The 11,169-nt window shown below is 69.3% G+C and carries 10 protein-coding genes and 5 pseudogenes; 8 read left to right on the top strand and 7 right to left on the bottom strand.

Features of this window, described 5'->3' with window-relative positions; all coding sequences use genetic code 11:
• The first annotated feature begins 80 nt into the window (after positions 1 to 80).
• Positions 81 to 281, top strand: a complete 201-nt coding sequence (locus KUM03_RS39235) for a DUF6368 family protein (protein ID WP_374225321.1) — start codon at positions 81 to 83, stop codon at positions 279 to 281.
• A gap of 196 nt (positions 282 to 477) precedes the next feature.
• On the opposite strand, the gene KUM03_RS16005 is transcribed toward KUM03_RS39235, so the two are convergent.
• Positions 478 to 1,119 carry a TetR/AcrR family transcriptional regulator gene (locus KUM03_RS16005; RefSeq protein ID WP_217249120.1) on the bottom strand — a complete coding sequence of 214 codons (642 nt, stop codon included), beginning with the start codon at positions 1,117 to 1,119 and terminating at the stop codon, positions 478 to 480.
• On the opposite strand from KUM03_RS16005, the pseudogene KUM03_RS16000 reads away from it, so the two are divergent.
• Positions 1,118 to 1,423 (top strand): annotated as a pseudogene (locus tag KUM03_RS16000) (SDR family oxidoreductase); the annotation flags it as partial. The gene KUM03_RS16005 and the pseudogene KUM03_RS16000 sit on opposite strands and share 2 nt — an antisense overlap.
• 175 nt (positions 1,424 to 1,598) lie before the next feature.
• Here KUM03_RS16000 and KUM03_RS39230 read toward each other — a convergent pair.
• A pseudogene (locus tag KUM03_RS39230) lies at positions 1,599 to 1,751 on the bottom strand (IS5/IS1182 family transposase); the annotation flags it as partial.
• A gap of 29 nt (positions 1,752 to 1,780) precedes the next feature.
• Complete coding sequence (locus KUM03_RS15990) at positions 1,781 to 3,085, bottom strand: DUF4241 domain-containing protein (protein ID WP_217249118.1); 1,305 nt, start codon at positions 3,083 to 3,085, stop codon at positions 1,781 to 1,783.
• 444 nt (positions 3,086 to 3,529) lie between these two features.
• Here KUM03_RS15990 and KUM03_RS38325 point away from each other — a divergent pair, with 444 nt between their 5' ends.
• The gene (locus tag KUM03_RS38325) at positions 3,530 to 3,955 is read left to right on the top strand and encodes a multicopper oxidase domain-containing protein (protein ID WP_308406328.1); all 426 of its coding nucleotides are present in this window, start codon (positions 3,530 to 3,532) and stop codon (positions 3,953 to 3,955) included.
• A 170-nt stretch (positions 3,956 to 4,125) separates the two neighbouring features.
• Positions 4,126 to 6,186 carry an FAD-dependent oxidoreductase gene (locus tag KUM03_RS15980; protein ID WP_217249117.1) on the top strand — a complete coding sequence of 687 codons (2,061 nt, stop codon included), beginning with the start codon at positions 4,126 to 4,128 and terminating at the stop codon, positions 6,184 to 6,186.
• Positions 6,187 to 6,527: 341 nt separating this feature from the next.
• Here KUM03_RS15980 and KUM03_RS15975 read toward each other — a convergent pair whose 3' ends face one another.
• Both KUM03_RS15975 and KUM03_RS15970 read right to left on the bottom strand, forming a co-directional pair.
• A complete protein-coding gene (locus KUM03_RS15975) occupies positions 6,528 to 7,370 on the bottom strand; it encodes a MerR family transcriptional regulator (RefSeq protein ID WP_217249116.1) in 843 nt (280 codons plus the stop codon).
• A 383-nt stretch (positions 7,371 to 7,753) separates the two neighbouring features.
• A complete protein-coding gene (locus KUM03_RS15970) occupies positions 7,754 to 8,233 on the bottom strand; it encodes a hypothetical protein (protein WP_217249114.1) in 480 nt (159 codons plus the stop codon).
• Here KUM03_RS15970 and KUM03_RS39225 point away from each other — a divergent pair.
• Positions 8,117 to 8,974 (top strand): hypothetical protein, encoded by an 858-nt coding sequence (locus KUM03_RS39225; protein WP_374225320.1) that lies wholly within the window; start codon positions 8,117 to 8,119, stop codon positions 8,972 to 8,974. The two genes, KUM03_RS15970 and KUM03_RS39225, sit on opposite strands and share 117 nt — an antisense overlap.
• Positions 8,872 to 9,084: a hypothetical protein gene (locus KUM03_RS15960; RefSeq protein ID WP_217249110.1), complete on the top strand. Its 213-nt coding sequence runs from the start codon at positions 8,872 to 8,874 to the stop codon at positions 9,082 to 9,084. Before KUM03_RS39225 ends, KUM03_RS15960 begins: the two co-directional genes overlap by 103 nt.
• Before the next feature lie 46 nt (positions 9,085 to 9,130).
• Here the strand turns inward: KUM03_RS15960 and KUM03_RS15955 are convergent, their stop codons facing one another.
• Positions 9,131 to 10,213 carry a glutamate--cysteine ligase gene (locus tag KUM03_RS15955; RefSeq protein WP_308406327.1) on the bottom strand — a complete coding sequence of 361 codons (1,083 nt, stop codon included), beginning with the start codon at positions 10,211 to 10,213 and terminating at the stop codon, positions 9,131 to 9,133.
• A gap of 167 nt (positions 10,214 to 10,380) precedes the next feature.
• Between KUM03_RS15955 and KUM03_RS15950 the strand changes: the two are divergent.
• Positions 10,381 to 10,581: pseudogene (locus KUM03_RS15950) on the top strand (FAD-dependent oxidoreductase); the annotation flags it as partial.
• A gap of 33 nt (positions 10,582 to 10,614) precedes the next feature.
• A pseudogene (locus KUM03_RS15945) lies at positions 10,615 to 10,964 on the top strand (IS5/IS1182 family transposase); the annotation flags it as partial.
• A gap of 13 nt (positions 10,965 to 10,977) precedes the next feature.
• Here KUM03_RS15945 and KUM03_RS39220 read toward each other — a convergent pair.
• Positions 10,978 to 11,085, bottom strand: a pseudogene (locus KUM03_RS39220) (IS5/IS1182 family transposase); the annotation flags it as partial.
• Positions 11,086 to 11,169: the final 84 nt, after the last annotated feature.

The raw sequence follows: 11,169 nt of genomic DNA, 5'->3' as shown, positions 1-11,169 counted from the left end.
GACAGCTCCACTCCACAACCGGAGGCCTTCGCCGTCCTACAAGTTCAGACCGTGTCGTCGCACAAACTCGACCAACCTGGCTGGGCAGTACACCTAGGCCTGCGGAGGACGAGGACTACTCGGCCTTCTCTCGTTCACCGGTGCAAGGACTGGTGCTCGGTGCCGACTGCTCGGGCCCGGCGAACCATCAGGTGCTCGGTCACCTGACACTCGCTCACAGAACGACTCGACGCGTTGATCGACTTCGACGGCCTGCTGAGCTGTCCCACCCCACGCGGTGACAGCGGCAATGAGGCGTCTCTGGACCGGGCGAGAGCTCTGGTCGCCGTGGGCGGCGACGCTCATCAGCGGTCACTTGGAAGGCGCTGTCCGGTGGGGCGACAGGCGATAATCGCCCTGTGGACTGGTTGGAGCAAGCTCGGGCGGCGGAACAGCTTCAGGACTGGGACGTGATCCCGTCGCAGTGATGGCACCGGCTCAGTTCTCGTGGGCCGGACTGCGCCGGGGCGCGGAGCGATTCCGACCCTCGGGCATCGGCAGGACCGTCAGTGCGGTGTCCGCGATGTTCCGCAGCGTCTCCGGGTCCAGGCCGGCCTTGCCCACCGCCTCGATGCCGCGGACCACCGTGAGCAGCAGTGCCGCCAACCGCTCCGGATCCGCGGCCCTGTCGATGTCGCCGTGGCGCTGGGCGGCGCTGATCTCCGTCCGCAGGAGGGTCAGCAACGCCGTCATGGTCTCGGCCGACCGCCCGGCGACTGTCGCATCGTGCTGGGCCAGTTCCGCCGCGCCCTTGGCCAACAGGCACCCACGGCGCTCGGTGTCGGAGACGGTGTTCTCTGCCATGAGGCGTACGTATGCCGACAGCCGGGTCAAGGCCTCCGCATCCGGGCCACCAGTCAGCTCTCCTTCGGCCACCTCGACGACCGCGGTGCACCAGTCGCCGAACACGCGGTGGAACAGCTGGCCCTTGTCACCGAACGCGCCGTACAGGCTGCCCTTGCCCAGGCCGGTTGCTTGGGCGATGTCGTCCATCCGGGTTCCCGCGTAGCCGGTCGCCCAGAACTGCTCCCGGGCCCGCTCCAGTACTCGGTGTTCGTCGAATGCGCGTGGTCTCGGCAACGAGCAGCTCGAGGTCTACAGCGCCTCGAAGGCGGCGGTCAGCAACCTCGTGCACAACTGGGCCCGGCAGTCGCGGGAGCGCCGGTTCCGGGTCAACGTGCTCAGCCCGGGTCCCACGCGGACCCCTGGCCTGCTGGACGCCGCAGGTCCGGCCGCCGACCAGTTCGCCGAGGCCACCGTGCCACTGGGGCGGCTGGCCGACGCCGCAGAAATCGCCGAAGCCGCCCTCTTCCTGGCTTCGGACGCCTCGTCGTTCGTCACCGGCGCCGAACTCTTCGCCGACGGCGGCTACACCCGGGCCTGAACGACGGCGGGTTGAGGCAGGTAGGCGTGCAGGGCTCTGGTCTGCACGGTGTGGTTGGGGTCGTTGGAGTTGGCGATGGTGAACTGCCTCAGCGGCCCGAGGTGCGCTTCGATGGAGTTTGCCCAGGAGGCGTAGGTTCGGGATGAAGCATGCAGCAGACTGAGGACGAAAGGAGCTCACTGGTCAGCCGTCGGCTCATGAGGTCGATCATCGCAATGCGGATCATGGCTTCGGACCAGCGGGCGTGGGTTTCGTAGTCGCGGGCCGGCCGGCGGTGATGCATGAGCCAGCCGAAGGCCCGCTCGACCACCCATCGCCGGGGAATCACCTTGACAAGCCCCCATGCTCTCGGCCTGCCTACACGACCGCGTTGGCGGGGTTTCCATTCCGCTCCGGGAGCAGCTCGGGCATCCCGTCCACCAGCACCACGGCGCCGATCACCTCGCCTGTCTCGGAACGGCCGACCCACACCGGGAAGGTGCCGTCCGCGGTCGTCGCGAAGGCTCGGAGCTCGCCGCCGGAAGCCTCGTCCCGGGTGCGCTGCATGAACATGGAGCCGTCGTCGATGTCCTCGTACCCGCCCAGGTCCGGCTCCCCCTGGATCAGCCCCCGTTCGAAAAGCGCGATGAGCGGCTCCCAGGCGCCGGCGTCGGCGAAGCAACCGGTGGCGCCGTCGGTGTCGAAGCCGGCTATCTGATTTTCGATGAACAGCCGGTGATCGTCGTCCGGACCGAGGGCCATCTCCCACGTTGCGGCGGGGGTCTCGCTGACGAGCACGCGGACGGCCGTGGGTTCCGTGGTCGTGACCTCGGCGTCCCGCCACTCGCAGTGGTAGCTGAAGCGGACCCGTGCCTCATCGAGTACGTACTCCCCGGGCGGGACGGGGACCGTGATGTGCGGCCCGTCGCCGTGGTCGATGTCCGGGCCGGAGACGGCCAGCAGCCCGCTGGGTACGCGCAGGGTGCCGACCCGGTGCGGCTCCACGACGGTCATCTCGGGGTGGTAGCCGTCGGTCACGCGCGCCCCGGGCCGGAACAACTCGTTGATCGGACCGGGCTGCGCGGGGCGCGGCGGACGCCAGCAGGTGGCGGGGGCGTCTCCGTCACCTGGCTCGGCTCCCTCGGCCACCTCAGCCGCCTCGAAGGCCGGCGGCTCAATGAGCCCGTGTACCTGGGCCGAGAGCAGCGGCCACTCCCCGAAGGCGGGGCGGTCCATCCAGCGCTCGTCGTCCCGGAGTCCGGGCGAGGTGACGTAGGAGCCTCCGACCTGCCCCTGCCGCTCCTCCACCCGTCGGCCCCTCCCGTCCGGGAAGAGATCCACGGTGATGCGTGGGCAGGCCTTGTCGAACTCCGCCATCTCCGGGCCTGTGTAGTACCAGCCGACGGAGTACCGGCGCAGCAGCCTCGACGGGTTGTCCAGCAACCGCATGTCCAGGTCGTGGGTGCGGCGGCCCTGGGCGTCGTAGACCCACAACCCGACGTAGTGGTCCCGCCAGGAGACGAGCCGGACTTCCAGCGGAGCCTCCCGGCCCGGCTCCCGGTACACCACCACGTACGGAAGCCCGGCGGCGTCCCGCGACCGGGCGTCCTGGGCGGACAGCGGCCGCCAGGGCGCACAAGCCTCCAGATCCCACGCCTGCGCGTACTCCACCTCGACGACCATTGTGCCGCTCCCGTCCCTGCAACTTGCCTTGGTTGTGTGCTGAGCTGCAAGGTAACCGCTGCCTGTGACAACGCCCCTACGAGGCGGACAGCGGTCCAGCTCCGGCGCCCAGACGGTCGTGCCGGTGATCCGGTCCATGACCCGCTCAACGAGTGGCTTGCCAACGTGGTCCGCTGAGCCGACGGCGCCCTCCGAGTCATGGACGGCTCAGACACAGGCGCTAGATGGCGGCACACGGGGCCGCCTTCGACCACGGTTGCGGCATGATGCAGAACGTCGGATTCCCCGGCGAGCGGACCGTCCTGCGCAACTACCCCCAGGACGACGGCGATGCTTGGCAGAAGCGGTTCAACGGCGGCGACGACTCCTTCGACGTACTGCAACTGCGCGCCGCCGACAGCCTGCGCACCTCGCCGAAGACGCCAGCCGAGCTGGGCACTGGAGGTGCCGGACGGCACCGAGGCCGTGAAGCCCCGCCACTTCGACCTCAAGCGCTCCGGGATCAACGGCCGTGCCATGGCCATGGACCGGGTGGACGAGACCGTCACCCGCGGGACGACCGAGACCTGGACCGTGGGCAACACGAACGGCATGCCGCACAACTTCCACGTTCACGACGTCCAGTTCCGCGTGCTGGAGGTGAACGGCGGGGCGCCGCCGGCCGCGCTGCGCGGCCCCAAGGACACGGTCTTCGTGCCGAACGGCACCACGATGAAACTGGCCATGCGCTTCGACGGCCCGGCTGACCCGGACACGCCGTACATGCACCACTGCCACCTGCTCTATCACGAGGACCAGGGAATGATGGGCCAGTTCGTGGTCGTCGAGAAGGGCCGACAGGCCGGCCGGCCCGGCGAACACCAGCACTGACCGGCATCCGCGGGTTCGCGAGGCCTGCCCCCTCCGTGAGGCGCGGGCGGGTTGACGACGGCGCCCGGGTGAACCCCGGTACGTCCCGTGGACCGCATCGAGTGGTTTACGCGTCCCGTCCGTGTGAGGGTACCGCGACCGCGGCGCTCCGACATCAAGGGTGGGACGCGATGAACACTCAGAACGCGCACACCTCAGGCACCAGCACGTCGGTCGGCACGCAGTCCCGTGCGGCAGGGGAGGAGCAGCCCGCTCCCGGTGCTGACCGGGCAGCGCCCCAGCCACCGGCACCCCGCTGGACCATGCCCTCGCGGCGCTCCGTGGTCACGGCGACCGGAGCCTCCGCGCTCGCCGTCGGGCTCACCGCCGCCTCCGCGACCCCCGCTACCGCGCTCAGCCCCGCGACCGCGCCCGCGGTCACGCCGGCCGCGGCGCCGCCCGGCACCGACCCCGATGCGTACCGGACGGTAGCCCGTGCGGTCGTCGTCCACGACGAACACGACAAGCCTTTGGTCCCGGCCTACGTGAAGGCGGTCAACGACGGCCTGCCCGCCCGCCGGGGGAAGGCCACCAAGCGGGTCCTGATCGTCGGGGCCGGCCCGGCCGGACTGCTCGCCGCGGCCCTGCTCAACCGGGCGGGCCACGACGTCGTCGTGATCGAGGCCAACGGCAACCGGGTCGGCGGCCGCATCAAGACCTTCCGCAAGGGCGGTCACGAGAAGGGCAGGCAGCCCTTCGCCGACCCCCGGCAGTACGCCGAGGGCGGAGCCATGCGGCTGCCGGAGAGCCATCCGCTCCTCATGGCCCTGCTCAAGAAGTTCGACCTTCCCCGCCAGGAGTTCTACCTGGTCGACGTCGACCCCGACGACCCGGCGAAGAAGACCAACCGCACCTGGATCCACGTCAACGGCGTCCACGAGCGCCGGGCCGACTACGAGAAGAACCCGGAACGGATCAACGACACCTTCGGAGTCACTGGCGCCAACCGCAAGAAGACCGCGGCCGCCATCCTCGCCGGCGCCCTCGAACCCGCGCACCTGCTCATCCGCGGCAAGGAGGGAAAGGCACTTGTCGACGGGTGGACCGAGGTCCTCAAGAAGTACGGACACTGGTCCATGTACCGCTACCTCACAGAAGCCGCCGGGCTCGACACGCGGACCATCGACCTGGTCGGAACCATCCAGAACCTGACCTCGCGGCTGCACCTCTCCTTCCTCCACAGCTTCCTGTCCAGCGCACTCATCGACCCCAGGACCAAGTTCTGGGAGATCAAGGGCGGTACCGCGCTGCTCGCCGACGCGATGTACGCGCCGGTGAAGGGAAAGGTCCGGCTAGACCGTCGCGCCGTTCGCATCGAGCGCACCGGCGGCAAGGTACGGGTGCACACCGTCTCGGAGGACTGCCAGACGGGCAAGGGAGGCACCACAGAGGTCTTCGAGGGGGACGAGGCGATCGTCACCGTTCCCTTCTCCGGACTGCGGCACGTCGCCTTCGATCCCCCGCTGTCGTACGGCAAGCGCCGGGCCGTCACGGAGCTGCACTACGACGCGGCGACCAAGGTGCTGCTGGAATTCTCCCGGCGCTGGTGGGAGCTGACCGAGGAGCAGTGGAAGCAGGCCCTGGACACCATCGAGGACGGCCTGTACGAGAAGTACCGGGCGGGCAAGGTCACGGACGCCAGGTACCTCGGCGCGCACAAGTCCGTGAAGGCCCTGGGCGTGACGGTCCCCGACGCCTACAAGCACTGCTTCGCCGCCTTCCGGCCCGCCGGGGAGGGTGAGGTCGAGGCCGCGCACGTCCGCGGTGGCGGATCCGTCAGCGACAACGCCAACCGCTTCATGTACTTCGAGCACGCCCAGCCCATGGAAGGCAGCGACGGCGGCATCGTGCTGGCCTCCTACAGCTGGTCGGACGACGCCCTCAAGTGGGACGCCTACGCCGACGAAGAGCGCTGTCTGCGCGCCCTCGCGGGAGTGCAGGCCGTCTTCGGCCGCCGGTGCGAGGTCTTCTTCACCACCAAGTGCCAGACGCAGTCGTGGATGCGCGACCACTACGCCTACGGTGAGGCGTCCGTGCTCTTCCCCGGCCAGCACACGGAGCTGTTCCCGGACATCCCCACGTCCGAAGGGCCTCTGCATTTCGCGGGCGACCACACCTCGATCAAGCCCGCCTGGATCGAGGGCGCCCTCGAGTCGGCCGTCCGAACCGCCCTGAAGGTACACACGGGCTGACGCCTTCCTGCCCGCCCGGGGGCCCTCTCGCCACCCGCCCCCGGGACGGCCCGCGGACTCGCGGGGTTCCGGCGGCTAGATGTTGCGGGACATGACGTTGTTGACGGCCGATCGCGGCTCCGCCAGGTTGACCCGTTCGGATCACCCGATGATCGATGTTGCCATGGGGGGCCTGTGTGACGAGGTCGCTCCGGGGTCGCCGAGGGACACGTGAACCGGGTGAAACACTCGGGTTTCCCGCTCGTGGAGTGTGCGGGCCCTGTGGGGACGTCGAGACGCCGGCTGCGTGTCTTGTGGCCAATCCGGGATCCCGCGATCCTCACGCACGGCCATACCGGCGATCAGCTGCCTGCGGAGAGGTCCGCGTCAAGGAGCCGTGCCGTGAGTTCCATGCACCGCGTCCGGGCCGCGGAGAAGTCATAGGGCATCTTGGTTACCGCTTCGAAGGCACTCATCTGGGCGTCCTCCTCGCCGCTCGCCTCGGCGTCGTAGGTCTCGAAGAGCTTCTCCTCGGCCACGTCGAGTCCGGCCGCTTCAATGGCCTGGAGCAGGGCCTTGTGGTGGGCGCAGTGCTGGGCGGCGAGTTCCTCGACCCGCGGGTCGTGGGGGTCGACGGTGTCGTCGAGGGCGGCGTCGGCCGCGTCGAGGCGGTCTGCCTCGGCCCGTAGGTGGGGATGGGTCGCCAGGGTGATGAACGCGCTGGCCTGAATCGCGGCTCCCAGCGGCCCGAAGATCCGTTCCGTGACCAGCAGGGCGTCCAGGTCGGAGGGGCGCAGAGCGCCAGAGGGCAGGTGGCTGAGCCGGTCCGTGACCAACGGGGAGAGCAGGCCCAGTGGGCTGCCCACGACCCGCAGGCGCTGGACTGCTGCGCGCTGACGCTTGATGTCTGCCTCCTGGGCGGCCAGGTTCTCTTCCAGCCGGCCCAGGACGTCCTCAACGTCCCGGGCTTCGTCGAAGGCGGCCCGCATGTCGTCCAGGCTGATGCCGGCCTCGGACATCTTGCGGATCCACAGCAGGCGGATCATGTCGTCGTAGCCGTAGCGGCGGCGTCCGTCTCCGCCTCGCTCGGGCTCCGGAAGCAGACCGATCTGGTGGTAGTGGCGAATGGCGCGCGGGGTGGTGCCGGCGAAGGCGGCGGCATCGCCGATCTTGACCTCGCGGGGAGGCGTGGCGGAGGGGTACATCGCAGACAGGCCTTTCGTGCTGTGGTGCCCTCGACGACACCACATGCCGCTACGGCATGTGCAACTACACACCACCCGAACCATGAGGGGCTACCAGGCGTTCCCTCGCCGTTGGTGTCCTGTCCCAGGACAGGCCCGGAATGGGTGGGGACATCCGTCGAACTGGTCTGGTGGCACCCCGAGCAGGGATTGGGTCCTTCAAGGAGTCCAGTCCCATCAGGCCTGCCGCACCTCGTGCCCTCGCACCGACTGGAATGAGCGAGTTAACTATCGGGACCGATATTCCCGGTGGTCCGGGTGGGTGGTCTCTGTCCTTCGATGTGGCACGGCGGACCGCTCGAATCGCCTCCCATCCCGACGAACTGCTCTAGCGCATGCCCAGTTCACGGCCTTCTGCAACCCCCCTTTACGAGCTCGTGGAACGCGCCTTCCGCGAACTCGGGGAGAACGACTACGCGCTCTACGCCCAGGCCTTCGTCGACGACGACCAGCGCGACAACGCCGTCTCCGACACCCTCGACCGCCTCTGGCTGTCCTGGAATCAAGCCCTCGCCAGCCACGAGACCCGCCGCTACGCCTGGAACGTCCTGCGTGCCACTGTCATGGCACGTGCTCCCCACCGCGACGGGCGCCCCGAACTCGGTGACGCCGCTTCTGACACCGTCGCCCTGCAGAACCGGACCGAACTGGCCGACTACGCAAACCAGCTCACCGAAACGCTCAAGCTTTTCACCGCGATCAGTCGCCTGCCCGACCGCCAGCTCGACGTCATCGTCCTGCGTCGCCTGTGCGGCTTCACCCACGAGGCCGCCTCGGCCCTCTCGGGTACCTCCCTGGCCACCGCCCGCTCCGACGAACGCCACGCCCCCCGCTTCCTGGACAGCGTCGTCCCCCCGCCCAGCACGAAGGGATCACCTCGTGAGCCACATCGAAGAACGCCTCTCCAGAGCCCTTCTCGTCCGCAACCGCACCATTCCCCCGCGAAGCCGCTCCCCGTCGCGCAACACCCGCGCCCGCAGCTGCCCAGCCCGGCTCACTCAACGAGGCGGCCGAAGACCTGCGCGCCCTGTGCGCAACCCTTCTCACTCACACCCCGCCCACCGCCGTCGCCGCCTTCCTCACCGATCAGGTCCCCGAGCCCCGCAGCGCCCTCGCCCTTGCCCGCGACCTGCATCTGTCGGACACCGATGAGGGAGCACGGTTCTGGTGCCAGTACGCCGCCGGCGCCGGACAAGCCGCCGCCTACTGCCTCTATCTCCTTCACCTCGCCCAGGGGAAAGCGACGCAGCCGACTGGTGGCACGACCAGACCGACGATGTCCAACCTCCGCCCCGGGTCACCAGCCTCCGATCAAGACGACGGCCCCGCGCCGTACTGCGCCGGCCGCTGGCACCCCGCCAGCCACCCAGTCACCAGAGCCTCCACCATCACCGTCCTTCGAGTCCTGCGCCATCTCTCCGCGGACACCGTCCGCTCCAGGCCGGCCGCGGTTCTCCGGCTCATGGCCTACCTCCCGGACGCGATTGCCGCCGGCTACCTCCGCGAATCCGACGCCGAGTTCCCCGTTCCCGGTCACGGCTTCGCCCAGCGGGTCCAGGCGCTGATCGCCGCACCGGCCACCCGACCCAAGGTGTATGAACCGGCAACCCGGCCCGGCACCCGCGACGCCGCTGAAGCAGCTCCTTGGGCCGTGGGCGAGGTCGCGAAATGGTGACCCGTCCGGCCCCGGTCTCTGCCGCCGCAACGAGTATTCGTATTTCTTACGGGGGGCAGGTGGCGGAGATGAGGTAGTCGACGACGTCGTGCGTACTGGAGCGTTGGCGGTAGGCGGCGCGTTGGCGGTCTGCGCCGGTTCCTTCGGTGCGCAGGCGCTGCCACTGCTCGTGCACCAGATCGAGGTCGTCGTGGTGCCGCAGTGCCGGCGTGATGGTGTGCAGCAGGTGTTCGACCAGCGTGGTCTGGGCTGTCAGGCGGCCGGTGAGTGGGTCGATGCCGTGGCCGACCAGTCCGTCGCGGGCCGAGCGCCAGCAGGCTGCGCGCAGGATTTCCGGTTCCGGGCGTGGGGCTGGTTCCTTGGCGTGGACGGCGGTGAGGGCGGTGGCGGTCAGGGCACGGACGATGGCGGCGACCATCAGGGTGTCGTCGGGGCTCAGGGCAGCGTCGGCGACGCGGACTTCGATGGTGGGAAGGTGGTGGGAGGGGCGGATGTCCCAGTACAGGCCGCCGCGGTCGATGAGCGCCTCAGTCTCGATGAGAGTGCCGACGAGGTCGTCGAAGTGGGCGGGGGATTCGAAGTAGGGGGGCGGGCCGGCGACGGGCCAGCGCCCCCAGGTGGTGGTGCGCCAACTTGCGTAGCCGGTGTCCCGGCCGTCCCGGAACGGGGAGTTCGCGCTCAACGCGGTCAGGGTCGGCAGCCACGGGCGCAGGTGGTTGCTGACGTGCACGGCGTCGCGGGGCTCGGGCAGGCCGACGTGGATGTGGCAGGCGCACGCGGTCTGCTCGTCGTCCAGGGCGCGGAAGTGGGCCGCGCTGTGTGCGTAGCGGGCGCCTGGGGTGATCGGGACAGGGACCGTCTGGCCGAGTACAGGGGTGCCGGTGGAGGCGATGCGCAGGCCGAGGCGGGCAGCGGCGCGGGCGGCCGCCGCTCTCGTGGAACGGATCTGGCCGGCAGCTTCCTTCATACAGGTGTGCGGGTCGGTGTGCAGCTCGACCTGGTAGCGGGTCAGCTCGGTGCCTGCCCGGTCACCGAGTTCGCCGGCCGCCTCGCCCACCAGCTGGGGCCCCTGGGGACTGAGGGTGCGCATGGCCGGATCGATCAGGAGGAGCTCTTCCTCGACGCCCACGGTCAGCGGGACCTGAGCGTGGCCTGATCCGAGGGGGCGGACTGGCGCGAGAGTATCTGTCGGGGCTGACTCACCGTGAGGTTCACTGCTCATAGTGATGACACTGTGTCAGACAGTGCTCGGCTGTGGTGGGCAAACGGTGTTCGTCGGCGGTTGAGGAGCCCGGCATGCGCGAAGAGACCGACGTCCTGGTGGTCGGAGGCGGCCCGGCGGGCGCGACCGCCGCGACTCTCCTGGCCCGCCAGGGCCACCAGGTGCGGGTGCTGGAACGGGATCGGTTCCCGCGCTACCACATCGGAGAGTCGCTGCTCCCGTCCCTGCTGCCCGTGCTGGACGCGCTCGGCGCACGTGAGGTGGTCGAGGCGCACGGTTTTGTCCGCAAAACGCTCGTTGAGCCGCGCATGACGGATCTGGTCGAGCGGTTGGTGCCGGACGAGTTGTGGTTGCTGTTTCGGCGGGTGGTCCCGCCGACTGATGTCATACGCCCGCAAGGCGGCGGACGACGACGGGCCGGTGACCGCGAGTGCCTGGCAGCGATCATCTTCGTGGCCACATCAGGCTGCACCGCGCCATCCTCGACGAACTCGGCGCGCTCGGTGCGCTGGACTGGTCCCGCTGCGCCATCGACTCCGTAAGCATCAGAGCCGCAAAAAGGGAGTTGCTCACGGGACCGAATCCGACCGATCGCGGCAAGCCAGGATCGGAAATCCACCTGATCACCGACCGGAACGGACTGCCTCTGGCGCTAGGCGGCTTCGTTTGGATCACCGGGCGGACCAGAGGAAGATGCCCGAGATGTGGAGCCCGGCCAGGTAGATGGTCGCGGTCTTCTCGTAGCGGGTGGCGATACCGCGCCACTGCTTCAAGCGGTTGGTTGGGTAGGCCGCGCGACGAGGCACCTGCCATGAGCAGGCCCTTTTTCGCACGGCCCCCCTCCGAACCCGCCGTACGAGTTT

This window comes from Streptomyces sp. AC602_WCS936, from assembly GCF_019049125.1.
Lineage (GTDB): Bacteria > Actinomycetota > Actinomycetes > Streptomycetales > Streptomycetaceae > Streptomyces.
This window is presented reverse-complemented; position numbering and strand designations above follow the sequence as displayed.

Bases quoted from the DNA above. Each gene is read 5' to 3' on its own strand.
- KUM03_RS15980 (WP_217249117.1), top strand. From the start codon at position 4,126: ATGAACACTCAGAACGCGCACACCTCAGGCACCAGCACGTCGGTCGGC.
- KUM03_RS15975 (WP_217249116.1), bottom strand. From the start codon at position 7,370: ATGTACCCCTCCGCCACGCCTCCCCGCGAGGTCAAGATCGGCGATGCC.
- KUM03_RS15960 (WP_217249110.1), top strand. From the start codon at position 8,872: ATGGCCTACCTCCCGGACGCGATTGCCGCCGGCTACCTCCGCGAATCC.
- KUM03_RS15990 (WP_217249118.1), bottom strand. From the start codon at position 3,085: ATGGTCGTCGAGGTGGAGTACGCGCAGGCGTGGGATCTGGAGGCTTGT.